General features: G+C 73.7%; 21 protein-coding genes. 8 read left to right on the top strand and 13 right to left on the bottom strand.

Annotated features, from left to right (window positions below; all coding sequences use genetic code 11):
- Window positions 1–42 precede the first annotated feature (42 nt).
- Window positions 43–1,815, top strand: a complete 1,773-nt coding sequence (locus OHA65_RS03340) for an ABC transporter ATP-binding protein (protein ID WP_327281558.1) — start codon at window positions 43–45, stop codon at window positions 1,813–1,815.
- A complete protein-coding gene (locus tag OHA65_RS03335; RefSeq protein ID WP_405761117.1) occupies window positions 1,812–3,623 on the top strand; it encodes an ATP-binding cassette domain-containing protein in 1,812 nt (603 codons plus the stop codon). The genes OHA65_RS03340 and OHA65_RS03335 overlap by 4 nt, the downstream gene beginning before the upstream one ends.
- A 34-nt stretch (window positions 3,624–3,657) precedes the next feature.
- On the opposite strand, the gene OHA65_RS03330 is transcribed toward OHA65_RS03335, so the two are convergent.
- The 3 genes from OHA65_RS03330 to OHA65_RS03320 form a co-directional block, all read right to left on the bottom strand.
- A complete protein-coding gene (locus tag OHA65_RS03330; protein WP_327281556.1) occupies window positions 3,658–4,266 on the bottom strand; it encodes a response regulator transcription factor in 609 nt (202 codons plus the stop codon).
- A gap of 195 nt (window positions 4,267–4,461) precedes the next feature.
- Window positions 4,462–5,286, bottom strand: coding sequence for a DUF1206 domain-containing protein (locus OHA65_RS03325; RefSeq protein ID WP_329312534.1), 825 nt, complete (start codon window positions 5,284–5,286; stop codon window positions 4,462–4,464).
- A gap of 5 nt (window positions 5,287–5,291) precedes the next feature.
- Window positions 5,292–5,741: an SRPBCC family protein gene (locus OHA65_RS03320; protein WP_327281554.1), complete on the bottom strand. Its 450-nt coding sequence runs from the start codon at window positions 5,739–5,741 to the stop codon at window positions 5,292–5,294.
- Window positions 5,742–5,952: 211 nt separating this feature from the next.
- On the opposite strand from OHA65_RS03320, the gene OHA65_RS03315 reads away from it, so the two are divergent.
- The 3 genes from OHA65_RS03315 (at window position 5,953) to OHA65_RS03305 (ending at window position 8,312) form a co-directional block, all read left to right on the top strand.
- On the top strand, window positions 5,953–6,507 hold the full coding sequence (locus tag OHA65_RS03315) for a hemerythrin domain-containing protein (RefSeq protein ID WP_328761470.1): 555 nt from the start codon (window positions 5,953–5,955) through the stop codon (window positions 6,505–6,507).
- Window positions 6,508–6,695: 188 nt separating this feature from the next.
- Window positions 6,696–7,826: a mechanosensitive ion channel family protein gene (locus OHA65_RS03310; RefSeq protein WP_405761114.1), complete on the top strand. Its 1,131-nt coding sequence runs from the start codon at window positions 6,696–6,698 to the stop codon at window positions 7,824–7,826.
- Between the two features lie 60 nt (window positions 7,827–7,886).
- Window positions 7,887–8,312: a VOC family protein gene (locus OHA65_RS03305; RefSeq protein ID WP_405761111.1), complete on the top strand. Its 426-nt coding sequence runs from the start codon at window positions 7,887–7,889 to the stop codon at window positions 8,310–8,312.
- 34 nt (window positions 8,313–8,346) lie between these two features.
- Here the strand turns inward: OHA65_RS03305 and OHA65_RS03300 are convergent, their stop codons facing one another.
- The 7 genes from OHA65_RS03300 to OHA65_RS03270 all read right to left on the bottom strand — a co-directional run bounded on the left by OHA65_RS03300 (window position 8,347) and on the right by OHA65_RS03270 (window position 13,694).
- The gene (locus OHA65_RS03300; RefSeq protein ID WP_405763364.1) at window positions 8,347–8,943 is read right to left on the bottom strand and encodes a DUF4230 domain-containing protein; all 597 of its coding nucleotides are present in this window, start codon (window positions 8,941–8,943) and stop codon (window positions 8,347–8,349) included.
- A 123-nt stretch (window positions 8,944–9,066) separates the two neighbouring features.
- The gene (locus tag OHA65_RS03295; protein ID WP_405761109.1) at window positions 9,067–10,455 is read right to left on the bottom strand and encodes an NAD(P)/FAD-dependent oxidoreductase; all 1,389 of its coding nucleotides are present in this window, start codon (window positions 10,453–10,455) and stop codon (window positions 9,067–9,069) included.
- A 67-nt stretch (window positions 10,456–10,522) separates the two neighbouring features.
- The gene (locus tag OHA65_RS03290) at window positions 10,523–10,645 is read right to left on the bottom strand and encodes a hypothetical protein (protein WP_327281549.1); all 123 of its coding nucleotides are present in this window, start codon (window positions 10,643–10,645) and stop codon (window positions 10,523–10,525) included.
- 64 nt (window positions 10,646–10,709) lie between these two features.
- The gene (locus OHA65_RS03285; protein ID WP_327281548.1) at window positions 10,710–11,174 is read right to left on the bottom strand and encodes an ATP-binding protein; all 465 of its coding nucleotides are present in this window, start codon (window positions 11,172–11,174) and stop codon (window positions 10,710–10,712) included.
- A 173-nt stretch (window positions 11,175–11,347) separates the two neighbouring features.
- Entirely contained in the window at window positions 11,348–12,298 is a 951-nt protein-coding gene (locus OHA65_RS03280; protein WP_327281547.1) for a sensor histidine kinase, read from the bottom strand.
- Window positions 12,295–12,750, bottom strand: coding sequence for an STAS domain-containing protein (locus OHA65_RS03275; protein WP_327281546.1), 456 nt, complete (start codon window positions 12,748–12,750; stop codon window positions 12,295–12,297). Before OHA65_RS03275 ends, OHA65_RS03280 begins: the two co-directional genes overlap by 4 nt.
- Before the next feature lie 8 nt (window positions 12,751–12,758).
- Window positions 12,759–13,694, bottom strand: a complete 936-nt coding sequence (locus OHA65_RS03270) for a SigB/SigF/SigG family RNA polymerase sigma factor (protein WP_327281545.1) — start codon at window positions 13,692–13,694, stop codon at window positions 12,759–12,761.
- 222 nt (window positions 13,695–13,916) lie between these two features.
- On the opposite strand from OHA65_RS03270, the gene OHA65_RS03265 reads away from it, so the two are divergent.
- Window positions 13,917–14,264: an STAS domain-containing protein gene (locus OHA65_RS03265; RefSeq protein ID WP_327281544.1), complete on the top strand. Its 348-nt coding sequence runs from the start codon at window positions 13,917–13,919 to the stop codon at window positions 14,262–14,264.
- On the opposite strand, the gene OHA65_RS03260 is transcribed toward OHA65_RS03265, so the two are convergent.
- Complete coding sequence (locus tag OHA65_RS03260; RefSeq protein WP_327281543.1) at window positions 14,259–14,723, bottom strand: ATP-binding protein; 465 nt, start codon at window positions 14,721–14,723, stop codon at window positions 14,259–14,261. The genes OHA65_RS03265 and OHA65_RS03260 overlap by 6 nt on opposite strands.
- 181 nt (window positions 14,724–14,904) lie before the next feature.
- Between OHA65_RS03260 and OHA65_RS03255 the strand changes: the two genes are divergently transcribed.
- Entirely contained in the window at window positions 14,905–18,372 is a 3,468-nt protein-coding gene (locus OHA65_RS03255; protein WP_405761106.1) for a HAMP domain-containing protein, read from the top strand.
- Between the two features lie 103 nt (window positions 18,373–18,475).
- Entirely contained in the window at window positions 18,476–20,899 is a 2,424-nt protein-coding gene (locus tag OHA65_RS03250) for a SpoIIE family protein phosphatase (protein ID WP_327281541.1), read from the top strand.
- A gap of 28 nt (window positions 20,900–20,927) precedes the next feature.
- On the opposite strand, the gene OHA65_RS03245 is transcribed toward OHA65_RS03250, so the two are convergent.
- Together OHA65_RS03245 and OHA65_RS03240 are read right to left on the bottom strand one after the other, a co-directional pair.
- Complete coding sequence (locus OHA65_RS03245; RefSeq protein WP_405754433.1) at window positions 20,928–22,487, bottom strand: mucoidy inhibitor MuiA family protein; 1,560 nt, start codon at window positions 22,485–22,487, stop codon at window positions 20,928–20,930.
- Between the two features lie 6 nt (window positions 22,488–22,493).
- Window positions 22,494–24,623 (bottom strand): DUF4139 domain-containing protein, encoded by a 2,130-nt coding sequence (locus OHA65_RS03240; RefSeq protein ID WP_405761104.1) that lies wholly within the window; start codon window positions 24,621–24,623, stop codon window positions 22,494–22,496.
- Window positions 24,624–24,647: the final 24 nt, after the last annotated feature.

The following is a 24,647-nucleotide window of genomic DNA, read 5'->3' as shown; positions in this document are numbered from 1 at the left end:
TCGCCGCCCGGGCCCGCACCACACCACCGGAGGCATCCACCGATGAGCCACCCCGACGCGGCGGCCGGCACGGCGCAGGCGGCGGCCGTGGCACGAACCGCCGACCGGGCCCTCATGGCAACGGCCCGGCACAGCGCCGGGCGCAGCGCCGCCGTCCTCGGATGCACCCTGAGCGCCGCCGGGGCGGCGCTCGCCGAACCAGCGGTCCTCGGCCACACCCTCGACCTGCTCCTGCGCCGCGCCCCGGCGGGCCCCGCCTGGACACTGCTGTGCGCCGCAGTCATCGCGGCCGAAGTGGCGCTGGACGCGGCCGCCGCCCGGCTGACCGGCGAGGTCGACGCCCGCTCCACCGCCCGCCTGCGCAGGCTCGGGCTCGCCCGGTTGCTGCGGACGGCCCCGCACCACGCCGCCCGCCACGCACCCGGCGAAACCTCCGCGCGGCTGACCGCACACGCCACCGAGGCCGGGAAGGTCCCGGCCGCCGTCGCGCACGCCGTCGCCGCACTGCTGCCGCCGCTCGGCGCGGTGAGCGCCCTCTTCCTCATCGACCTGTGGACGGCCCTCGCCTTCCTCGTCGGCGTTCCGTTCCTGGTGCTCCTGCTGCGGGCCTTCGCCCGCGACACCCACGCCAGCATCGCCCGCTACCAGCAGGTCCAACTCGCGACCGCCGGCCGCCTGACCGAGGCGCTGGCCGGGGCGCGCACGATCGCCGCTGCCGGCACCGCGGAGCGCGAACGTGCACGGATCCTCGCCCGGTTGCCCGAGCTCGGCACCGAGGGCAGGCGGATGTGGCAGGTCTACGGCGGCACCACGGCCCGGTCCGCGGCCCTCATGCCGATGCTCCTGTACGCGGTCCTCGCCGTCGGCGGCATCCGCCTGTCGGCCGGAGCCATCGGGGTCGGTGAACTCCTCGCCGCAGTACGGTACGCCGGCCTCGCGGCCGGTATCGGCGCCGTGACCGGCGCACTCGCGGCCCTGGTCCGCGGCCGGTCCGCGGCCCGACGGACCGCCGCGCTCCTGGTCCTGCCCGTACTCGCCCACGGCCGGGCGGAACTGCCGGAAGGCGGCCCGGGGACCCTGGAACTGCGCGACGTCCGGGTCGTGCGCGGCGGAGCGACGGTCCTGCACGACATCAGCCTGGTGATCCCCGGAGGCACCACGGTGGCCGTGGTGGGCCGCTCGGGCTCCGGCAAATCGCTGTTCGCGGCCGTGGCCGGCAGGCTCGCCGACCCCGACGAGGGCCGGGTGCTGTTGGACGGGGTGCCCCTGCCGCAGGTGAGCGCCGCAGCACTGCGCCGCGAAGTCGGGTACGCCTTCGACCGGCCCTCGCTGCTCGGGGACACGGTCGGCGATGCGATCGCCTTCGGCGCGGGCCCGGACCCCGGCCCGGAAGCCGTGCGCGCCGCGGGCCGTGCCGCGGGGGCGGACCTGTTCGTGCGGCGCCTGCCCCACGGGTACGGCACGCGCCTCGCCGACGCACCGATGTCCGGCGGGGAGGTCCAACGCCTCGGACTGGCCCGGGCGTTCTGTCACGCGGGCCGGCTCCTCGTACTGGACGACGCCACCTCCAGCCTCGACACCGTCACGGCACGCGAGGTGGAGCGGGCCCTCGCCCGCGAGATCCGGCCGGGCACCCGGATCGTGGTCGCGCACCGCCTCTCGTCCGCCGCCCGCGCCGACCTCGTCGTATGGCTGGAGGACGGGCGGGTACGGGCGACCGGCACCCACGGCGAGCTGTGGCAGCGCGACCCCGCCTACCGGGCGGTGTTCGCCGCCGACACGGACAGGGACACGCAGCGGGAGGCGGCGCGGTGACCGGGGGAGGGGCCCGCGGCGGGGTGGCCACCGAGGGCCGGCGGTTCCTGCGCGGCCGCAAGAGCGCCGTGGCACGGCTGGCCGCCTGGTCACTCCTGGAGTCCGCGCACACCTTCCTCGGCGGCTACGGCGTGGCCCGCGCCCTCGACGATGGCTTCCTCGCCGGCCGCACCGCCACTGGTCTCGGCTGGCTGGCTGCGGCCGGAGTCGGGGCCCTGCTCGGCGGGTTCGCGCTGCGCGGCGTGTTCGCCGGACTCGCGGACCTCGTCGAGCCGTTGCGGGACGGCCTGGTCCGCAGGGCGGTGCGGCAGGCGCTGGACCGGGCGATCGCCGACCCGGCGGGCGCCGGCGACACCGGCGCCGTGTCCCGGCTGACCCAGCAGACGGAAATGGCCCGGGACTCCTTCGCGGGGCTGGTCCTGACGGCACGTTCGTTCGTGTTCACCGCCGTGGGCGCCTTCGCCGGCATGGCCGCCCTGGCGCCCGTGCTGCTGCTGGTCGTGCTGCCGCCCCTGCTGCTGGGCACGGCCGCCTTCCTGGCCACGCTCCGCCCCATGGCCGCCGTGCAACGCCGGTCCCTCGACACCGACGAGGCGCTGGCCGACCGGGTCGGGGCGCTGGCCGAGGGCCTGCGCGACATCGTCGCCTGCGGTGGACAGGCCGCGGTCCGAGCCCGGGTGGATCCCCTGATCGCCACCCAGGAGCGGCTGGCGCGCACCCTCGCGGGCTGGGCGGCCCTGCGCACCCTGGCCCTGGGCACGGCGGGCCGGCTGCCCGTGATCGCCCTCCTCGCCGCGACGCCCTGGCTGCTGGGCCGCGGGATCACCGCCGGTACGCTGGCCGGCGGGCTCACGTACCTGGTGCAGGCCCTCCTGCCCGCTCTCAACTCCCTGATGACCGCCCTGGGTTCCGCCGGAACCCGGCTGCTCGTGGTCCTCGAACGCTTCAGCGGAGCGGCGCCGCCGGCCCCCGGCAGCCGCAGCCCTGCGCAGCCGCAGCCGCAGCCGCAGCCGCTTCCGCAGCCGCTTCCGCAGTCGCAGTCGCAGTCGCAGTCGCCCGGGCGGGCCGTCGCCGCGGCCGAACTCCGGGGCGTCACCTTCGCGTACGGCCCCGGCGCGGCTCCCGTACTCGACGACCTCGACCTGGTGGTGCGCCCCGGGGAGCACCTCGCGGTGGTCGGTCCGAGCGGCATCGGCAAGTCCACGCTCACCGCGCTGCTCGCCGGAATGCTGCCGCCCGACGCGGGATCGGTCCTGGTCGACGGCGCGGCCGCCCGCCGGGAACCGGGGGCCACCGGACCGGACCCGCGGCGGACCCTGCTGCCGCAGCAGGCCTACGTGTTCAGCGGCACCGTACGGGAGAACCTGACCCACCTCGCCTCGGCCCCGGGAACCCCCGGGCCCGGCGACGACCGGGTGCGGCACGCCGTCCGCGTCCTCGGGCTGGACGCGCTGGTGGCACGGCTCGGCGGGCTGGACGGCGAGGTGTCCCCCCGGCAGTTGTCCCGGGGCGAGGGCCAGCACCTCGCGCTGGCCGCCGCCTACCTCTCGCCCGCTCCGCTGCTGCTGCTCGACGAGGCCACCTGCCACCTGGACCCGGCTGCCGAGGAGCGAGCCGAACGGGCCCTTGCGGACCGCCCCGGCACCCTCGTCGTCGTGGCCCACCGCGTCTCGTCGGCGGCCCGCGCCGACCGGGTCCTCGTCCTCGACGGGACCCGCGCCGTCTGCGGTACCCATGAAGAACTCCCCGCCAGGTCACCCCTGTACCGCGATCTGGTGGGGAGGTGGAACCAGGCCGCGGACGAGTGACACGGCGATCCTGCGCGTCCGCGGCGCCCGCGGATCAGACCCAGCCGGCCCGCCGGGATATCCGGATGGCGTCGATGAGGTTGCGCGCGCCGGTCTTGCGGGTCGCCGCGGCCATGTAGTTGCGCACCGTCCCGCTCGCGAGGTGCAGCGTGAGGGCGATCTCGGCGATCGAATCGCCTTCCGCGGCCCGGGTCAGCACGCTGAGTTCCCGTGGGCTCAGCGGCACGGGGTCCGCCTCCATGAACGCGGAAGCCAATGAGGCGTCGATGAACCGTTCCCCCGCGGCGACCTTCCGGACCGCCCGGACGAGCCGTCCCGGCGAGCCGTCCTTGTCGACGTAGCCGCGCGCCTCGGCGCGGAAGGCCCGGTGCAGCAGCCCGGGCGCGCCGGTCGACGCGAGCACCAGGACCGGGGACGGGGGCGCGAGGACCTGGTGGTCCGTGCGCCGGGTACCGGCAAGGACGGCCGTCGTCCCCGGACAGTCGAGGTCGACGACCGTCACGTCTGGTCGTAACGACTCGGTCTGGCGTGCCGCGGCCCGCCAGCCCGCCGACGTGACTTCGAAGGGCCCTTCGGATCTCAGCAGGGCGGCCAGAGCGGACCTGACCAGGCTGACGCTGTGCAGGACGAGGACCTTCGTCATCGTGTGTGCTCCTCGGTAGACGGACCAACGGCACCACGGGTGCCCCCATACAGGCCGATGGAACGTCACTGCGGGGGGCGCTCAGGGGCATACGGGCAACTTGGCCGAGATACCCACGGATTCCGTTTCCCTTCGGCGGGTAACACCCTTGAGCCGCCGCATCCGTCCTGTCCTACCGCCGCCGACGGGCCCGTCTCAGACCTCGCGCCACCGGGCCATCGCCCAGGAGAACACCCCGAAGAGCATCAGCCCGACGGCGACCGCGACCAGGAGCCACGGCCCCGCCGCGGTTGCGGCGAACGACCTCAGGGTGTCGTCGACGCCCTTCGCCTGCTCGGGGTCGTAGCGCACCGCGGCGTACGCGACGAAGCCGCCGGCCGCCGCGAACACGGCGCCCCGGGCCAGGCCGCCGCTCACCCCGAGGAAACCGACGGCCCTGCGCCCCCACGCGGGGACCCCGCCCATGGCGAGGTGCCTGCGGAAGCTGCGTCGCGCTGCCTGCACCGCGATGACCACGCCCGCAAGGGCGATCCCGAGCCCTGCCGCGCCCACCAGCCACTGGCCGGCGGGGAGGTCCAGCGCCCTGGCCGTCACATCGCGCGACTGCTCGTCCCCGGAGCGTCCGCCACCGCCCGCGGCGAACGACAGGACGGAGAAGGCGACCACCGCGTAGAAGACCGTCCGGCCCGCCGAGGCCAGCCGCTTCACGGGCTCGTCACCGTCCGCCCCGGCCGCGCCGAACACCGCCTCCGACGAGCGCCACAGCATCATGCAGACGAGCCCGATGCCGACGGCCCAGACGAGGACGCTGCCGAAGGGCTTTTCCACGAGCTCCTGGAGGGCACCCTGGCGGTCGGCCTCCTTGGCTGCGGGGTCACCGGAGGCCACGCGCAGGGCCAGCATCCCGATCAGCACGTACAGCACCCCGCGCGCGAGCAGACCACAGCGGGCCGTGACCTCCCGGAGCCCGCCGCCGCGGGACGCGGCCCGGACGCCCTTGCCCCCGTCCCCGCGTCTCATCGCGGTCAGACCTCGCCCCGCCAAGCGCCCGTCTCGACCCCGCGCCCCTCGATGAACAGTTTGAAGCGCTTCAGATCGCCGGCCACCTGGCGCTTGACGAAGCCCAGCTTGTCGGCGGCCGTCTCGGCCAGGCCGTCGGGCGCCCAGTTCATGTGCAGGACGACCTTGGTGGTGGTCGCGTCGATCGGCTGGAAGACGACCAGGCCCGCCTGGCGCGCCTCCCCGTCCACCGTCATCCACGCGACGCGCCGGTCCGGGAGCTGTTCGGTGATCTGCGCGTCGAACTCGCGCTGCACACCGTTCACGTTCGTCACCCAGTGGGTCAGCGTGTCCGTGCGCTGGTCGATGCGCTCGACCCCTTCCATGAAGACCGGGAAGTCCTCGAACTGCGTCCACTGGTTGTAGGCCGTGCGCACGGGGACGTTGACCTCGACATACTCCTCGACGTGTGACACGTGTACCCCTTCCGTATCGCCGGCGGCCCGGCACCGCGGGGGTGCCGGTCGCCGTCTCCAGACCTTTCAAGGCCCGGCTACCCGCCCCCGGGCGCGCCATGCGGCGGCCGCCGCGGACCGGCGGCCTCCCGTTAGCGCTGCGTCATCCCGGGTACGCGCGCAGCGACCGGCGCGCACCGCCGGCCGAGGCCGAACGGGAAGGAACAACGGCATGGGACACGCAGGGGACATCATCGCCGAACTGACCGTCGACCACCGGGAGGTGGACCGGCTGTTCGACAGGATCGAGCACACCACCCCGGCGGGCGAACGGCAGAAGGCGGCCGAACAGCTGACCATCGAACTGGTGCGGCATTCGGTTGCGGAGGAGGAACACCTCTATCCGGCGGTCCGGGAGCACTTCCCGGACGGCGACCTCATCGCGGACAAGGAACTCGCCGACCACGCGCGCGTCGAGAAGCTGCTGAAGGACCTGGAGGGGCTGGACGCTGCGGGACCGGAGTTCGACCGGCTGATCGCCGTCTTGAGGGCGGAGGTCACCGCGCACGTGTACGACGAGGAACAGAACCTTTTCCCCCGACTCCGCCATGCCTGCTCAGCGGAGGCCCTCCAGACGCTGGGCGACCGGGTGCGCCGGGCCAAGAGGTTCGCGCCGACCCGCCCGCACCCCGGAGCCCTGGCCGCGCAGCCGCACCACCGGCTGCTGTCCGCCGGCACGGGACTGGTCGACCGTGCGCGGGACTTCCTCAGCGGACGCGGCGAGTAGGCCCTCCGCAGGCCCGCCGCATCCGACGGCCGCCGCCGGTCCCACCCCCGTCCGCAGGGGCGGGACCGGCGGCTCTTGCGTACGCCGCAGTGCGGCCGGCACTCGCTGCGCAGGAGGTCCCGCGTGTCGCACCTCCTCGTCTGGGCATGCGCGTGGAAGTCCATGCCGCCTACATCCGCCGAGGAGACATGAACCACGCTCTTCGCTTGCTGACCGTCCTGGGAGGCTCGCTCCTCCTCACCGCTGCGGCCGGATGGGCCGCCGACCTGCTCCTGCGCCGGGCCGACGCGCGCCACCCGGAAACACCCCTGTGGAACTCGCTGCGCCGCTGCCGCCGCGCCCTACAGATCGTGCTGCTCGCCGCCCTGCTCAGGGGAGCCCACCGGCAGACCGCGTGGCGCCCGCTGCAGGAGCACGAGGCCGCCGTCGGCCGCGCCCTCTCGCTCGCGCTGATCGGCGCCGGCGCCTGGCTGATCGTGGGGGTGGCCTCGGCCGTCGTCGAATCCGGCTACGCCCGCTACGCGGCCGGCACTCGTGACCCGGCCAGGCTCCGCCGGGTCCGCACCCAGGTCACCCTGATCACACGGGTCGTGACCGTCGTCGTCGCCGTCGTCGCAGCCGCGGCGATGCTCCTCACCTTCCCCAGCTTCCGCGCGCTCGGCACGTCCGTGCTCGCCTCCGCCGGCATCATAGGAATCGTGGCCGGCGTCGCGGCCCAGTCCACCCTCGGGAACCTCTTCGCCGGCTTCCAGATCGCCTTCGGCGACATGGTGCGCATCGGCGACACGGTGGTGGTCGCCGGCGAGTGGGGAGTGGTGGAAGACATCACTCTCACCTTCCTCGCCGTACGGACCTGGGACGAGCGCCGCATCACCATGCCCGTCTCGTACTTCACGACCCGGCCCTTCGAGAACTGGTCCCGCGGCGGAGCCCAGATGACCGGGACCGTCTTCCTCCACTGCGACCACCGCGCTCCCGTGGACCTCATCCGCGACAAGGTGCACGAGATCCTGCACCACTGCCCGCAGTGGGACGGCCGTGGCTGGGACGTCGCCGTCACCGAGACGACTCCCTCCGCCATGGTCGTGCGCGCGATCGTCACGGCCAAGGACGCCGACGACCTGTGGACGGTGCGCTGCGCCGTTCGGGAACAGCTGGTCGCCTGGCTCTCGGAGAAGCACCCGGACGCCCTGCCCCGCCTGGTCCTCGCGCCGTCGCCGAAGGCCGGCGCGGGTCGCGCCGCGGACAGCGGTCAGGACGCGAACGGATGGGAAGTGACCTTGGACGAGCCGGGGTCCCGGCGCGCCCCGGGCCGCTGACCCCCCCGGGTGCCCGTCCACGCGCCGTGTACGGGGGCGGGCCCAGGGCAAACGGCCTGCATGACCGTATCGAAGACGACCGTTCTCGTCCTGGACAGTGCCGAGCCCGAGCTGCTGGCCCGGTTCTACGCCGAACTGCTCGGCGCCACGGCCGGACCCGCCCCGGACGACGGGGAGCTCCTCCTCGTCACCGGCCCCGCCGGCGCGGTACTCGGCGTCCGCCGCGACCCCGACCACGTCCCGCCGAGCTGGCCGCCTCCGGAGGACTCCCGACAGGCGCATCTGCGCATCCTCGTGGCGGCATCCTGCCTCGACGAGGCCGAGCGCGAGGCCGTGGCCCTCGGGGCCCGCCCGGTGGCCGCCGAGGACGGCGGCCACCGGCCGGACAGCCGCACCACCGTGCGCCGTTACGCCGACCCCGCGGGGCATGCGTTCGTCATCGCCGCGGTCCACGACGGCCCCGCCACCGGGGGATCCGCAGGGTGAAACGGGTGCGACCCGCCGGAGCGGGCCGCACCCCTCAGCCGTACGCGAGCGTGACCTCACGGAAGCCGAGGGAACGCAGGAGCCCCTCCAACATTGCCGTGGTGTTCTTCTCGGCGCGCTCCGCGAGGCCGCTGTCGCGGGCCGCCTCGCCGATGTGCTGCGCGGCGAGCTTCTGCACGGCCTGCTCACCGGCCCGGTTGTCGGAGAACAGATCGCCGATCCGGTCGAGCAGGCCCCGCTGCTTGGACACCGCGTACCAGCGGTTCGGGTCGAGGGCTGCCGTGCCGAGCACCGCGTGCGGCAGGCGGATCGACGCCGTGGTGCGATCGCCGTTCACGGACACGTTCCGCTCGCCCGGCCCGCCCAGGTCGACGTATCCGCTGACCGTGCCGGCGTCCACGTACAGGGTGCGGGTTCCGCGGATGGCGTCCGGCAGGAACGCCGCGTCCTTCTCCAGGTCCACGACCACCTGGAAGTTGCCGACGGCCGCCTCGTAACGGTGCGTGTCCTGGATGGACTTGAGCAGGGCCGGGCCGGAGCGGTCCCGGGTCTCCTCGCCGAAGAGACCGCCGAATCCCGCCGCCGGCCCGAAGCGCGCCACGAGCACGACCGGCACCGCGGCCACCGCCAGCACGACGGCGATCCGCCCCCACCACGGGCGCCGCGAGCCACCCGGCCGATCCGAAGAGGTTTCCGTGCCCCGCGGATACCCCGCGAACGCCACCCCGGCCCGCGGAGCCGGCACGCCCCCCGGTTACGGCAGGCGCCCCGCGCGAAGGGAAGCCGAATGTTCCCGGACCTGTTCGGGCGTCAGGTACGCGTCGGCGTGTTCGAACTCCCGCAGCGTCGGCGGCTTCCACGCCTGGAAGCCCGTCCGCACGAAGTCGTCGCCCGCAACCGCGTTGAGGAGCCAGTTGGTCAGCACCCTCGTCCTGGCCACATGGGTGCGCAGCGCCGTCCAGTGGTACCCCCGCGCCACCGCCTGCGCGGGCAGTCCGCGCAGCTCGATGCCGAGCGGCCTGGAGACTCCGTCGCGTCCGCCGAGGTCCACCACCAGCCCGAGGTCCTCGTGCCGGTACGGTCGCAGCGGCCCGTGCCGCAGCGTCGCGATGAGGTTGTCCGCGGCCGTGCGCCCCTGCCGCTGCGCGTGCTGGGCCGTCGGCGGACAGACGGCCCCGTCCCGGCCCGCGGCGAGGTCGGGCACCGCGGCCGCGTCGCCGAGCGCGAGGACTCCGGGAAGGCCGGGCACCGTCAGGTCGGGGGAGACCACGAGCCGCCCGCGATCGGTGTCGGCCTCCAGGGTGGCGATCAGCGGGCTGGCGGCCACCCCCGCGGTCCAGATCAGGGTGCGGCTGCGCAGGACGCGGCCGTCGGTGAGCGTCACCTCGTCCGGCCCGGCCTTGGCGACGGACACACCGAGCGACACCTCGATGCCGCGCCGCCTCAGCACGTCCAGAGCCGATGCCCCGAGGGCCTCGCCGAGTTCGGGCATCAGCGTCGGCGCGATGTCCACGAGGTGCCAGCGGATCTGCCGCGGGTCCAGACGCGGGTAGCGCCGGACCGCGTGGTGGGTGAGCCGCTGCAGGCAGGCCGCCGTCTCGGTGCCGGCGTAGCCGCCGCCCACGACGACGAAGCAGAGCCGGGACGTACGCTCCGCCCCGTCCTCGCAGGCATCGGCGAGATCGAGCTGCGCGATGACGTGATCGCGCAGGTGGGCGGCCTCGGCGAGGGTCTTCATGCCGCGGGCGTGCTCGGCGAGCCCGGGGATGTCGAAGGAGCGGGTGACGCTGCCCGGGGCCAGGACCAGGTGGTCGTAGGGCAGCGGCGCCGTCTCGCCCGAGATCTTGCGTACGACGCACACCTTCGCCCCGGTGTCCACGCCGACGGCGCCGCCGGGGACGATGCGGGTACGGTGCCGGCGGCTGCGGCGCAGGGACACGGCGATCGACTGTGGGGTCAACACACCGGCGGCGACCTGCGGTAGCAGCGGCAGGTACAGCTGGAAGGAGGACGGGGTGACGAGGGTGATCTCCGCCTCGGCGGGGGAGAGGCGCCGCTCCAGGCGGCGTACGCACTCCACACCGGCGAAGCCGGCGCCCACCACCAGGATCCTCGGACGTGCCGCGGCTGCCACGGATGTCATGGTGTTGTTCCTTCCCGGGCCTGCTGGGTCCACTGACTCCTGCGCGTCTGCCCCGGAGGCGTGATTCCTACCGGTGGCGGGCCAGGGTGCGGACGAGGACCAGGAGGGCGAAGGCGATGACGACCAGGTGGACCCAGGCGGGACCGGGCGTCGCGGTCAGGGCCAGGGAGGTGAGCGCATTCGATGTCATACCGCGCGCCTGCCCCCGTCTCCCGCAAATGACGCTCCCGTACGGGAACACCGGGCCGGCCGGGTCAGCGGCTGGTGGGCCTGCCCGAAGTCAGCCGCGACGCCGCTATCTCGGCCCAGACGGCCTTGCCGTGCTCATGGGTCTGGGTGCCCCAGCGATCCGAGAGGCGCTGCACGATGTAGAGGCCGTGTCCGCCCGGAAGGCCGCGCTGCGGGGACGGGTGGCGGCGCGGCAGCGTCGTCGAGCCGTCGAACACCTCGATCCGCAGGACCTCACCGGCGGAGACCACGAGCTCGACGCAACCACCCGCGTGCAGCGATGCGTTGGTCAGCAGCTCGGACACGAGGAGCAGGGCGTCCTCGGAGGTTTCGGTCCCGTCCCAACCCCAGTCCTGCAAGGCCCCGCGGGTGAAGTCGCGGCCCTTGGCGACGTGGCCGCGGACGCCGGACAGGGCGAGGCGACGGCGCTGCACCACGGCGGAAGGCCCGGTGCGCAGTGGATCGCCGGTTCCCGGTCCGATGGTTTCCACTGTGGTACCTCACCCCCACCATTGACACTGGTCTCTCTGCTCGCCGGGACCCCTGTGGTCCCGATCGGCCCCCACTCGGCATGCTGCGGTCTCGGCGCCGCGTACTGCGCGTGGGTCCCCCTGAAGGGACACCACCCGAGCATGCCCGTGACAGTTTAGGGGACCCGCCGCTCTCAGGAGCATGCCATGTGCATCCTCAGAGTGAGGCCGCTGTCGCAGGCGCGGACCTCGACCAGGTCGCACAGCTGATGGATCATCCACAGGCCGCGGCCCCCGTTGACCGATGCCAGGGACGGGCGGCGGCGCCCCGCCAGCGGGTCGGACAGACGGCCCGCGTCGCGGATCTCGGCCACGACCCCGGCGCCGCCGCTGCTCCACAGCCGCAGCGATCCGCTCCCGCCGCCGTGGGCGAGGGAGTTGGCGGCGGCCTCGCTGACCGCGAGGATCAGATCGCCGCGCCGGGCCGCACCCAGGGCCGTGCCGCGGGCCCAGGCCTCGGTGTACGCGCGTACCTCGCCCAGCTCCCCGAGTGCGTAGGCGAACCGGGGCACACCCCCGTCGGGTTCGGGTAGCGGGCGGTCGCAGTCGGCGCTGACCGACGCGGCGTCGGCGTACTCCGGGCTGAGCAGGCTCTTGCCGTCCGTCATCACGGTGGGATGGGTCCGCCGGGCATCGGACACCACCGCTGCCGGTAGGCCCAGGACGTCGTACGGGCACAGGACCGTGGCCCGCCGCCCCGCGAAGGCGGTGTTGATGAGGGCCTCGTGACGCGTGGCCTCCAGCACCTCGGCCTGCGAGCGGCCGGGCCAGATCGGCTCGCCCACGATTCGGGCCGGCCGGTCCGCCTGCCGGTCGGCGAAGTCCTGCAGGGCGGCCAGGATGCGGCCGGGATTGTGGCCCAGCTGCGCCATGTCCGCCCAGGTGACCTCGGCCCCGGCGACGTCGAGGCTCTCGCGCAGGGCGTCCAGGCGGGGGCCGGGCACGGCCACGAGCACCGGTTCGTCGGCCGCGAGGGCGGCCCGTACGAACCCGCCCACTCCCGCCACGTACTCCGCCTGACCCTGGTAGAAGAGGGCGGGGTGGACGAAGTCCCCGGGGGTGGTGGACGCAGATACGTTCATCATGCTGCGACCTCCAGCGCGGCACATTCGTCCGGGAACATCTCCACTACCTTGCGGAGCGAGTATGGCGGGTGGTGGAGCAGCAGACGACGGCCCTGCCCCGTGACGGTGGCGTTGGCCTGTACCAGAGCGGCGACGGCGGCGGCGTCGAGGAAGGCCACGCCGGAGAGGTCGAGATGGACGACCGGGCCGGGGATCCGGGTGACGACGCCGAGCGCCGCGGACAGGATCGGCCGGGTGTCGAGGTCGCAGCTGCCGTGCAGCAGGGCACCGGGACGGTCACGCAGCGGCCGGGCGGTGAGCGGCCGCTGCGTGCCCGTGCCGGTGTTCCCGGTGTTCCCGGTGTTCCCGGCGTCCGCGCACCGTACGACGGCGTCCGCCCACATCACGTCGTCGAAGAGCGCCTGCGCGCCGACGGGGGGGACGGACCCGTCGTTCCGGTGAGCCGGTGGCATGCCGCTGCCTACACCGAGAGCATTCCGGAGCGCAGCCGGGCCAGCGTCCGCGACAGCAGGCGCGAGACCTGCATCTGCGAGATGCCCAACTCGGCGCCGATCTCGGCCTGGGTCTTCTCCTGCCCGAAACGCAACTGGAGGATCAGCCGGTCGCGTTCGTCCAACTGCTCCAGCAGGGGTGCGAGGGTGTGGAACTCCTCGAAGAGCTCCATGGCGGGGTCGACGTCACCGAGGCGGTCCGCGAGCGGCCGGGTCGTCCGGCTCGTCGACGTCGCGGGCTCGTCGCCGTCGGCGCCGGCGGTGTCCAGTGAGCCGCTGGTGTAGCCGTTCGCGGCGACCAGCCCGTCGATGACCTCCTCCTCGGTCAGTTCGAGGTGCTGGGCGACCTCCTTGACCGTCGGGGCCCGCCCCAGGACGTCGGTGAGGGCCTCCTGGGCCTTGGCGAGTTCGGTACGCAGCTCCTGGAGACGGCGCGGTACGTGCACGGCCCAGGTGGTGTCGCGGAAGTAGCGCTTGATCTCACCGGTGATGTACGGGAGGGCGAGCGTGGAGAACTCGACTTCGCGCTCGGGGTCGTAGCGGTCGATGGCCTTGATGAGGCCGATGGTGCCGACCTGGATGATGTCCTCGATGTCCAGACCCCCGCCCAGCACCCGGGCGCGGAAGCGCCGCGCGGCGAACTGCACGAGGGAGAGGTTCATCTCGATCAGGGTGTTGCGGGTGTACTGGTACTCGCGCGTGCCTTCCTCAAGGGTGCGGAGCCTCCCGAAGAAGAGCCGCGAAAGCTCGCGTGCGTCGCCGGGTGCCACCTCCCGGGGGTTCTTCACCTCGGGCAGTGCCACGTCCTGCGGTGGGGCTCCCGCGGTCCCGTCGATGGGTACAGAGGGCGTGATCTGCACGTCTGTTGCACGAATGGGGCTTACGGCGGTGGCCGAGCGAGACATGGTGGCCGTTCCCTCCCGATTGACTGACGGCTGCCCGGGCGCTCATGCCCCGACTTCTCCTTCTTACACGGCACGCGCGAAAACTTTTTGCCGGACGGTCCGCCGGGGCGGCAGTGTCGGCCACCAGGTGCGGTGTGCTGCGGTCCCGGCGCTTCCGTACGGCCGAGGGGCAGGCATACTCCCTTGCGGAGGCCGTACAGGTGACGATCCGGGGAGGCGGACATGACCGGAGCAGGGGACACGCACCACGAAGGCGTGGTCGGGGACGGCTACCCGGCCGGGACCGGGTGGGTGGTGGCTGCACACGGGGAGCTCGATCAGGACACGCTGGCACCTTTGGAGGAGGCCCTGGCCGCCGCCGCCGACCGGCACCGGCTGGTGGTGCTGGACGCGGGCTCCGTCACCTTCGGAGACTCGTCGTTCCTGAACCTGCTGCTGCGGGTGCACCGTCTGACGACCCTGCGGATCGCCGCTCCCGGGGAGCAGCTCCGCCGCCTCTTCGCCCTGACGGGCGCCGATACGGTCCTGTCCCTGTACCCCAGCGTCGAGGACGCCGTCGGCGGCTCATGAGCGGCGCGGCCCGCCCCCGGCGGTCGGCGGGCCGGCGTGGGGGTCGGCTCCGCCGTGGGGGCGGAAACAGGCCGTGATCGCCTTGCCGCCGTGGCAGGCGTGGATGTCCCAGGAGTCCGCCAGGGCGGTGACGATGCCCAGCCCCCGGCCGGAGGTGGCGCCGGCACCCCGGTCCGCCCGGGGCGGACCGGGCAGCCGTGGGTCGGAGTCGGCGACGCTGACGTGGAGACAGCGGCCGTCCCACGTGAGCACGAGGTGGGCGGTGCCGGCCGCGTGCAGGTGGGCGTTGGTGACGAGTTCGGAGACGCTGAGGAGCACGGAGTGCACCGTGTCCGCGGCAGACTCGTCCCACGGCAGCGAGTCCAGGTGCCCGGCGGTCCACTGCCGTGCCGCCCGCACTCCCCTCGATACCGGAAACGAGCGTGCCCAGCCCACGACCTTGACCGACAACGTCCTCACCCCATTCCATTTCGTCCGTTGTGTCGTTCGTCACCGATTCGTCTACCCTGTGCCCGCCCACGCACCCGCGGCTTCCGCGTCCGTGTGCGGAAGCGCTGCTTCAGCGTGATCGGTCGTGCCATAAGGTCCTTCGGGTCGGCGTTAACCTTCGTCGACCGGTCGTGTGGCGAGGGGTTGACGGATGGCTGAGCGGACTGGCCCGGAGCCACTGAGCAGTTCGCCGCATCCCGGAAACGGCGAAGGGATCGGCGAACCGGAGCTGCGCCGGCTGCTGGCCGGCCTGACGGCCGTGCGGGACGGGGACTTCCGTACCCGGCTGCCCGATACGTCGGACGGACTGCTCGGCGAGATCGCGACGGTCTTCAACGGGATGGCCGACCAGTTGTCGCTGGTCACGTCGGAAGTCACGCGCGTGGCCCGCGAGGTGGGCACCGAGGGGACCCTGGGCGGCCAGGCCGACGTACCCGGGGTCGGCGGTGCCTGGCTGGACCTCACCGATTCGGTCAACTTCATGGCCGGAAACCTCACCGACCAAGTGCGCTCGATCGCCCAGGTCGCGACCGCCGTGGCCAAGGGCGACCTCTCACAGAAGATCACCGTCACCGCGCGCGGGGAGATCCTGGAGCTGAAGGAGACCATCAACACGATGGTCGACCAGCTTTCGGCCTTCGCCGGGGAGGTCACGCGGGTGGCCCGCGAGGTCGGCACCGAGGGCCGGCTCGGCGGCCAGGCAGACGTCAAGGGCGTCTCCGGTACGTGGAAGGACCTCACGGAATCGGTCAACGTCATGGCCGACAACCTGACCGCACAGGTCCGTTCGATCGCCCAGGTCACCACGGCGGTGGCCCAGGGCGACCTGACGCAGAAGATCCGGGTGGACGCGCGGGGAGAGATCTTGGAGCTGAAGGAGACCATCAACACGATGGTCGACCAGCTCTCCGCGTTCGCCGCCGAGGTCACGCGCGTGGCCCGCGAGGTGGGCAGCGAGGGCCGGCTCGGTGGTCAGGCCGAGGTGGAGGGCGTCTCCGGCACCTGGAAGCGGCTGACCCAGAACGTCAACGAACTGGCCGGGAACCTCACCCGTCAGGTCCGGGCCATCGCCGAGGTCGCCAGCGCGGTCGCCGAGGGCGACCTGACCCGCTCGATCACCGTCGACGCCTCCGGCGAGGTCGCCGAACTCAAGGACAACATCAACTCGATGGTCGGCTCGCTGCGGGAGACCACCCGGGCCAACCAGGAACAGGACTGGCTCAAGTCCAACCTGGCCCGGATCTCGGGCCTGATGCAGGGCCACCGCGACCTTTCCGTCGTCGCCGCACTCGTCATGGACGAGCTGACACCGCTGGTCGCCGCCCAGTACGGCGCCTTCTACCTCGCCGAGGACCGTCCCGGCGCCACCGTGCTGACCCTGGTCGGCTCCTACGGCCGTCCCGCCGGCACCGGCGGGGGCACCAGCTTCGCCCTCGGGGAGTCCCTGGTCGGGCAGGCCGCGCGCAGCCACCGCATCATCGCCACCGACCAGGTCCCGGGCGACTACGTCATCTCCTCGGGGCTGGGCCGCACCACCCCGGGCAGCCTGATCATCCTGCCGATCGTGGTGGACGACCAGGTCCTCGGGGTGATCGAACTCGCCTCCTTCACCGAGTTCACCCCCGTACACCGCGACTTCCTCGGCCAGTTGATGGAGACCATCGGCGTCAACGTCAACACGATCGTCGCCAACGCCCGCACGGACGAGCTCCTCGGAGAGTCCCAGCGGCTGACCGGCGAACTCCAGGCGCGTTCGGCGGAGCTCCAGGTGCAGCAGGAGGAACTCCAGCGCTCCAACGCCGAACTGGAGGAGAAGGCGGCCCTCCTCGCCAGCCAGAACCGCGACATCGAGGCGAAGAACCTGGAGATCGAACAGGCGCGGCAGGAACTGGAGGCCCGTGCCCAACAGTTGTCGCTGGCCTCGAAGTACAAGTCAGAGTTCCTCGCCAACATGAGCCACGAGCTGCGCACCCCACTCAACAGCCTGCTGATCCTCGCCCAGCTGCTCGCCCAGAACCCCACCCGCAACCTCAGCCCGAAGCAGGTCGAGTACGCGGGCGTCATCCACTCGGCGGGATCCGATCTGCTCCAGCTGATCAACGACATCCTCGACCTGTCGAAGGTCGAGGCCGGAAAGATGGACATCAACCCCGAGGCGGTGTCCCTGCCGCAGCTGCTGGAGTACGTCGACGCCACCTTCCGGCCGATGACCACGCAAAAGAGCCTCGACTTCACCGTCACCACCGCCCCCGACGCCCCGGACGCCCTGCACACCGACGACTCGCGGCTGCGGCAGGTCCTGCGCAACCTGCTGTCCAACGCCGTCAAGTTCACCGAGCGCGGCGGCGTCGAGCTCAGGATCGAACCGGCGACGGCGCCCGAGGTTCCCGCCGGGCTGCCCGGCCGCGGGCCCGTGGTGGCCTTCCGGGTACGGGACACGGGCATCGGCATCCCCGAGCAGCAGCTGGCGTCCGTCTTCGGCGCCTTCCAGCAGGCCGACGGCACCACCAGCCGCAAGTACGGCGGCACCGGCCTCGGCCTCTCCATCAGCCGGGAGATCGCCCAGCTCCTCGGCGGCGCCGTCACCGCGGAGAGCACACCGGGACAGGGCAGCACCTTCACCCTCTACCTGCCGGTCAGGCGGGCGGAGTACGAGAAGGACCCGCTCCCCGACGTGCCGGCGCCCGCCCCACACGCGGCGGCCGGACCCGCCGAAGCGGGTCAGTCGGGCGCGCCGGCCGTTCCCGCGCAGCGCCAGGCACGCCGCCTGCTGGTCATCGAGGAACGCCAGGGCGGCCTGCTCACCCTCGTCGCCGAGAGCGCCGACCGGGACTTCGCCCCCCGTCACCGGCCGGCCGGGGACTCCGCGGGCATCCAGGTCGTCGGCGTCACGAGCTCGCGGGAAGCCGCCGCCGCCCTCGCTTCGGATTCCTTCCACTGCGTCGTCCTCGAACTCGACATGCCCGAAGGCGAGGCCCTGCGCTTCCTCGACGCCCTCGACGGAGACCCGGCGCTCTCCTCGCTCCCCGTCCTCGCGCACAACAACCCCCGCCTGAACAGGGGGCAGGAGACGGCGCTGCGGGAACGGGCCGCGTCGCGCCGCCTGGAGCTGCTGTCCAGTCTGGACGAGCTCCGCGAACGCATCGTGCTGCACCTGTCCGCGGACCAGCCGGGGGACGTCCTGCCCTTCGTCCACGCGGGTTCGGAGCGCGCGCAGACCCCCGCCCACGTGCTCGACGACGGCCTGGCCGGACGCACCGTCCTCGTGGTCGACGACGACGCGCGCAACCTGTACGCCCTCAGCGGCGTGCTCGAACTGCACGGCGTCCGCGTGCTCCACGCGGAAGACGGGCGCAAGGGCATCGAGATGCTCACCCGCAACCAGGGCGTCGACCTCATCCTGATGGACGTGATGATGCCCGAGCTCGACGGGTACGCGGCGACCGCCGAGATCCGGCGGATGCCGGCCCACGCAGGCCTTCCCATCATCGCGGTCACCGCCAAGGCGATGCCCGGCGACCGGGAGAAGAGCCTCGCCGCCGGAGCCAGCGACTACGTGACCAAGCCGGTCGACGCCGACGACCTCATCGCCCGCGTCCGGCACTGGCTCACACAGTGACCGCCGCCCCGCGGCCCCCGTCCGCCCGCACAGCCGTGCCGCGGCCCGGCCGTCAGCACCGGGACCGATACCGGGACCGTCCCAGCAAGGAGCCGGAAACACCGTGAGCACCCCCGACACACAGTGGCACGGCGATGCGCGGGCACCGGAGGCGGTCACCGAGGAGCCTTCCCGCAAGACGATCCCGCACCAGCCCCCGACCCCCTTGGGTCGCCTCGTCGCCACCGTCGAACGCCTGCGCGGCGAGGTGCAGGCGGCGCACGCGGCCGCGGACGGCAGGGCCCTGGTCGAACTGGCCAAGGGCATCCTGATCGGCCAATTGAGCTGCACCCCCGCCGCGGCGGCACGGCAGCTGGACGAGCTGTCCCGCGAGACCGGGCTGTCCCCGCTCGACCTCGCCGCCGACATCGTCAACCAGGCCGCCCGAGACCACGTCAGCGAGGTCGCCGCCGAGTTCGTCGAGCGCACCGGCACCCTCGGCCCGGCCAAGCCGTCCACGAGGGTGGCGGTCCGACTGCGGACTGCCGAGAGCGGGATGCTGGCTGCCGCGGACGACACCCAGGCGGTGGCCGAATCCCTCCTGACGAACGCCCTCAAACCCCTGGGAGCGATCGCCGTCGCCGTGTGGACCGCGGCGCCCGACGGCTCCCTGGCCCTCGCCGGGTACGCCGGCTTCCCGCCCGGGGAAGCCACACGCTGGCGCCACGTCCCCCCGGGCGTCTCCACCGTCGCCCGCCTCGCGCTGCGCGAGCGCCGGCTGGTCACCCTCGCCCGCCTGCAACGCGAAGGGCTGCCCTCGATCGCGCACCTGCACTGGCCCGACGGCGGACGGATGGCCGTACCGGCCGGGACGGGCGGCCGCATCCACGGCGTCCTCGAAATCTGCTGGCCCGGGCCCCTGGCGCCACAGCCCCCGCAGATCGAGCGCCAGGTCGAGGCCCTCGCCGAACTCTGCGCCCGCACCATGGACGCCTCGACCCCGGGCGATCCCTCCCTCCCCGAAGCGGTGCTCCCGGACGTCTCGGAGCTGACCGACCTCGCCGAGGGACTGCACGACCCAGCCGTCATCCTCACCCCCGTGCTCGATCCCGACGGCCGGCTGACCGACTTCCGCATCCGCCACGCCAGCAGCCGCTTCGTCGATCCCGCGGGACGGCAGCGCGCCGACGTGAACGGCGCCCTCCTGCTGGAGGCCTATCCGATGGCCGCCGGCGAGAACGGGCTGTTCGACATCATCGAGCGCGTGCACGCCACCGGCGAACCCTTCAGGGCCGAACGCATGAGCCTGACCGCGCTCGTCGACCAGATCCCGCTGACCTCGGTCGCGGACATCAGCGTCAGCCGGCACGGCGCGGCCGTCCTGCTGATCTGGCGGATCGAGGACGAGACGGCACGACTGGCCGACCTCCTCCAGCACGCCCAGCGCCTGGGCCGGATCGGCGGCTTCGAGGAGAACCTCGTCACCGGCGGGATCACCTGGAACGCCCAGCTGTACGCGCTGCACGGCCTACCGACCGGCGCCCCGCCCGTACCGCTGCGGGAACTGCCCGGATACGCCCATCCCGACGACTCCGCCGCCCTGGACCGCTTCCTGCGGGCCGTGCTGCGCCACCGCCGCCCCGCATCCGTCGATCTGAGGCTGCGGAGGTCGGACGGGATCACCCGCCACATCCGCGTCGTCGCCGAGCCCGTCCTCGACGCCCACCGCCGCCTCCACGCCGTCCGCGGCGCCTACCAGGACATCTCCGCCCAGCACTGGACCGAAGTCGCCCTGGCCGCGACCCGGGACCAGCTCGCCCACACCGCGGCCGAGTCCGCCGAACGCAACCGCCTCACCCTCCAGCTCCAGCACGCCATCATGCCCCCCACCCCGCCGGCCGTCGAAGCCCCCGGTCTGCGCGTGGCCGTCCGGTACCGGCCCGCCGAATCCGAATCGCTCGTCGGCGGCGACTGGTACGACACCGTGGTCCTGCCCTCCGGGCTGATCATGCTGTCCGTGGGAGACGTCGCCGGACACGGCATCGAGGCCGCCACCGGCATGGTCGTCCTGCGCAACGCCCTGCGCGGCCTCGCGGTCACCGGCGCGGGCCCCGCCCAGCTGCTGTCCTGGCTCAACACGGTCACCCACCACCTCGCGAAGCACGTGACGGCCACCGCCGTCTGCGGGATCTTCGACCCCCGTACCCGGGTGATGCGCTGGGCGCGTGCCGGGCACCTGCCGCCCGTGCTCGTCCGCGGCGGCGAGCCCGAAGCCTTCCCGCTCATCGAGGGCCTGCTCCTCGGAGCCCTGCCGGACGTCACGTACATCGAACGGGAGGTCCAGCTGGAGCCGGACGACACCCTGCTGATGTTCACCGACGGGCTCGTGGAGCGGCGGGACTCCTCGGTGGAGGACTCCCTGGGCCAGCTCGTGAGCGCGGCGGCTTCCGAGGTCGGCGACCTGGACCACCGGTTGGACCGCCTCCTCGCCGAGAGCCGCTCCGACACCGACGACGACACCTGCGTCATCGGAATCCAGGTCGGCTGACGCCGGCGGCCCCGTCCGGTGCGGCGCGTCAGAGCCCCGCGACCTTGGCGCTCGCCGACAGCTCGTAGACCAGGGTGACCGTGCGGCGGCCGCCGGGCGGGAGCCTGACGTCCCAGCGCGCGATGCCTTCGGCGTCGACCGCCGCGGGCGCGGGGGAGCAGGCCTCCTTGAGCAGGCGCACCTCCACCGCCGAGACCTCCGAGACCGGGACCCGCTCCCGTACGACGACCACCCGTTCGCCGTGCTCCGCCGGTGCGGAGAACCGGGACAGGTGGAGGCGGACCGTGCGGGTGACCACGGTCCGCTGGGTGATTCCGGCAGTGGTCCGGGACTCCTCGGCCTCCCGGACCACGCCGTGGTCGTCGCAGCTGCCGAAGGCCAGTACGACCGGGGCGCCGGGCGCGGTGAAGTCCAGCGCGCCGCGGCCGCTGAACCCGCTGGCGCGGACCAGGTCCACGGGACCGGCGAGCAGTGCGTGGCCGGACCCGTTGTCGAACCGCACCACCTGGGTGACCAGCGGGGACAGCTCGGGAGAGCAGGCGTACTCGCTGCTCGCGGGGGCGGTGAAGACGGACAGCGGCACCCGGTGGGCGCGCCCGTCACCGGGTACGGAGACCGGGGCGGGAGAAACCAGCACCCGCGCCTCACCGCCGTCGTCCACCCCCGGCAGGCCGAGCACCGGAGCCGGGCCGATGTCCCCGATCGCCTCCTCGCGCAACTCGACGTCGACCGTGCGGCGTTCGGCGGGGGTGCGGTCGCCCAGCGTCAGCCGGTCCTCGCCGAGCCGTGGCGGATCGCTGGCCAGCGCCGACCGGGCCGTCGACAACGTCAGCCGTACGCCGGACCAGTCCTCGCCGGTGCGCTGCCAGACCATCGCGTCGGTCTCCAGCGTCAGGGCGTCGCCGTCGAGCACGGCCCGGTAGGCGGGCCGCCACAGCGCACACGGGGTGAGGTGGCTCAGCCGCAGCCGGACCGGGCCGGCCGCAGCGGCGTCCACGGTCAGCTCGACATGACCGACCAGCTCGGCGGGTTCCGTCCCGGAGCGGTCCATGGCCCGCCGGACCTCGGCGAGTTCGACATTGATCGAGCCCAACCGGGCTTCGACGAGGCGGAGTTGTTCGCCGAACTCGTCGCGCTGACCGTCCACCCGGTCCAGTTCACCGGCCCAGCGGGGCCCGTCGCTCTCCCCGGAACCGGCGCCCTCGCCGATGTCCCGCAGCAGATCGGCGGCGAGGCGGCCGAGCACGCCGAGGCGGGCGTGCAGCCGGTCACGGCGCTGCTCCACGGCGTGCCGCTCGCCTTCCAGTTCGTGCACGCGGCGGCGCAGGGCGGAGTCGTCGGCGGACGGCAGCGGTCCGCCGGGCGTCCAGGTGCGCACCATCCGCACGTCGAGCACGGTCGCCGGGTGATCGGCGGTCAGCTCGGCGTGGAGGGTGCGGTCGACGGCCAGCGCACTGACCGGCCCGAGACGCAGCCGCTGGACTCCGGCCTTGAGGTCGAGCGCGGCGGTCCGCTCGATGTGGGCGCGGTCCTCCATACAGGTGACAGAGGTGACGGGGAGGGCGATCGGCGTGGGGGCCGTGGACATGGTGCGTCAGCTCCTGCGGTTGCCGCCGACCAGGCCCTTGCCGGCCGGGATGCGGATCTCGTAGCCGCCGTTGAGGGCGGTGGTGGCGCCGGCGGGCAGCTCCACCCGCCAGATGCGGGTTCCCGGTGCGTGGTGCTCGGGCCCCGCGCCCTCCTCGGGTGCCCTCCAGTCGGCCCGTTCCTCGATCCGGACGTCCGGTTCGGTGGTGACCGGTACCCGCTCGTGGACCTCGACCGTGACGGGCCCGGCGAGCCGGTTGGCCAGCTCCACGTGGACGCGGTGGTCGAGCACGGTGGTGTTGCCGCGCAGGCCCGCGGTCGACTCGTGCAGGTTCGTACGGCGGGTGACCCCGATGCCCTCGGCCGGCCCGAGCCCCACCCGGCGGACACCGCCGGGAGCGAGCGTCGGCAGGGCGGCGGTCAGCAGGAACTCGCCGTCGACGGTGACCTCCACCGGGCCGGCCAGCAGGGCCTGGTCGGTGGCGTTGGAGAGCACCAGCGTCGCGTACGCGGTCTGCTCCACGGACGGCACGCAGAGGTACTCGGTGCGCAGACCGACCGGGATCTCGCCGACGGTGACGGTGTGCCAGGTGCCGTCCGAGGGAATGTCGGCGCGGGCGGCGGCATCGAAGCGGTGGTCGAAGGAACCCGCCGACTCGCGGGGACGCACGGCGTGTCCGGGCAGCGGCAGGGCGGACACCGCCTCGGCGCGGCGCCGGTGTTCGGCCGCGACCGGGTCGAAGGGGGAGTCCGGGAAGAGCCGGCCCCGGCGGCCGCCCTGCTCGTCGGGGCCGCACAGGACGAGGGCGGCGTAGTCGAGCTCGGCCCCGCTCGGCCGCGGCGGACCGGACGGCGGTGCCGGAGGCGGCGGTGGCGGGGCCCCGCCGGGAGCCGCGGGGCTCATCGGCGCAGAGGCCATCGGGGCGGGCGCGGGTGCGGCGAAGCCCCCGCCGCCACTCGGCCTGCCGGCGGCGCGTGACCGGGCCGGTGGTGCGGGGGCGGGCGCGACGGCGCCGAAGCCCTGGAGAACGGCGCCGTCCGCGCCGCCGGGTACCGGGAGCGCGGCGGGCGGTGCGCCGTAACCCTGCGGCGGCGCCGAGACCGGTACGGGTACGGGAGGCGGCGGTGGTGGAACGGGACCGGGCGCGGAGCCGACCCCGTCAGCCCGACGGGCCCCGGTCGTGGGTCCGACGGCCGGAGCGGGACGGGGGCCGGCCGCCTCGTACCCGGTGAACAGGTCGGCGAGCCCCGCCGGCGGCTCGCGCCAGCCGGACGGCGCGCGGGCGGGCTGGCGTCGTCCGATCCGGAGCGAGCGCAGCTTCGGCAGGTCGGTGCGGCGCCGGAGGTCGGCGGTGGCCAGGGCGATGCGCACGCCGGTCCAGTCCTCGCCGGTGCGCTGGGCGACCGAGGCGCGCAGGAGGAGGCGGCCGGCGCCGTCACCCTGCCGGTGGGTGAGACGGTAGGCCGGCACCCAGACGGCGCCCGGCACCGCGTACTCCAGCTCCAGCTCCAGCTGCGGCTCCTCCTCTTCGGCGGTGCCGTCGAGGGTCAGCACCGCGGAGACCGTGGTCTGCACGTGTGCCGACGGCGCGTCGGTGGAAGCGCGGGCGAGCCTGTCAGCGGCGACGGAGAGCTCGTGCTCGGCGAGGCGCTGCGCCTCCTCCAGTTCGACCAGGCGCGCGTGCAGCCGCGTCAGCCGGGCGTCGACGAACTCGGCGAGCTCCAGCCATGCGTCGACCGGAGTGCGGCGGTGCGGGTCCCCGCGCCTGCGCTCCGGTGGCACCGGGTGCAGCGCCCTGACCTCCTCGATCAGGCCCAGTTGCCGCTCCCGGCGGCCCTGCGCCGCCGCGCACTCCTCGCGCAGCCGCACGACCTGGCGGCGCAACGCGTCGGGTGTGCCGGCGCCGAGCGGCTCGGCCTCGACCTCGACGCGGGCCTCGGTGACGCGCACCCCGGGAGCGTTCAGGACGCGGGCCCGGAGGGTAGCCGGGTCCAACGAACGGGGCAGTCCCGTCACCCGCAGCCGGGCGTCCGGCGGCATGTTGCCGCGAACCAGGCGGCGGCAGACCGCCCCTTGCGCGTACACCACGACCGAATCGAGGGTCGACCCCCACGTCCGTGCCGTCTTGTTCGTCATGTGCTCCGCCCCCGTCGTGCCCGT

The organism is Streptomyces sp. NBC_00045, from assembly GCF_045041095.1.
In the GTDB taxonomy this organism is placed as follows: Bacteria; Actinomycetota; Actinomycetes; order Streptomycetales; family Streptomycetaceae; genus Streptomyces.
This window is presented reverse-complemented; position numbering and strand designations above follow the sequence as displayed.

What these genes read in the sequence shown, in the direction of transcription:
- OHA65_RS03280 (WP_327281547.1), bottom strand. Translation starts at nt 12,298, where the DNA reads ATGATGAACGTATCTGCGTCCACCACCCCCGGGGACTTCGTCCACCCC.
- OHA65_RS03310 (WP_405761114.1), top strand. Translation starts at nt 6,696, where the DNA reads ATGAACCACGCTCTTCGCTTGCTGACCGTCCTGGGAGGCTCGCTCCTC.
- OHA65_RS03325 (WP_329312534.1), bottom strand. Translation starts at nt 5,286, where the DNA reads ATGAGACGCGGGGACGGGGGCAAGGGCGTCCGGGCCGCGTCCCGCGGC.
- OHA65_RS03305 (WP_405761111.1), top strand. Translation starts at nt 7,887, where the DNA reads ATGACCGTATCGAAGACGACCGTTCTCGTCCTGGACAGTGCCGAGCCC.
- OHA65_RS03270 (WP_327281545.1), bottom strand. Translation starts at nt 13,694, where the DNA reads ATGTCTCGCTCGGCCACCGCCGTAAGCCCCATTCGTGCAACAGACGTG.
- OHA65_RS03265 (WP_327281544.1), top strand. Translation starts at nt 13,917, where the DNA reads ATGACCGGAGCAGGGGACACGCACCACGAAGGCGTGGTCGGGGACGGC.
- OHA65_RS03330 (WP_327281556.1), bottom strand. Translation starts at nt 4,266, where the DNA reads ATGACGAAGGTCCTCGTCCTGCACAGCGTCAGCCTGGTCAGGTCCGCT.
- OHA65_RS03295 (WP_405761109.1), bottom strand. Translation starts at nt 10,455, where the DNA reads ATGACATCCGTGGCAGCCGCGGCACGTCCGAGGATCCTGGTGGTGGGC.
- OHA65_RS03255 (WP_405761106.1), top strand. Translation starts at nt 14,905, where the DNA reads ATGGCTGAGCGGACTGGCCCGGAGCCACTGAGCAGTTCGCCGCATCCC.
- OHA65_RS03290 (WP_327281549.1), bottom strand. Translation starts at nt 10,645, where the DNA reads ATGACATCGAATGCGCTCACCTCCCTGGCCCTGACCGCGACGCCCGGT.
- OHA65_RS03240 (WP_405761104.1), bottom strand. Translation starts at nt 24,623, where the DNA reads ATGACGAACAAGACGGCACGGACGTGGGGGTCGACCCTCGATTCGGTC.
- OHA65_RS03275 (WP_327281546.1), bottom strand. Translation starts at nt 12,750, where the DNA reads ATGCCACCGGCTCACCGGAACGACGGGTCCGTCCCCCCCGTCGGCGCG.
- OHA65_RS03340 (WP_327281558.1), top strand. Translation starts at nt 43, where the DNA reads ATGAGCCACCCCGACGCGGCGGCCGGCACGGCGCAGGCGGCGGCCGTG.
- OHA65_RS03245 (WP_405754433.1), bottom strand. Translation starts at nt 22,487, where the DNA reads ATGTCCACGGCCCCCACGCCGATCGCCCTCCCCGTCACCTCTGTCACC.
- OHA65_RS03315 (WP_328761470.1), top strand. Translation starts at nt 5,953, where the DNA reads ATGGGACACGCAGGGGACATCATCGCCGAACTGACCGTCGACCACCGG.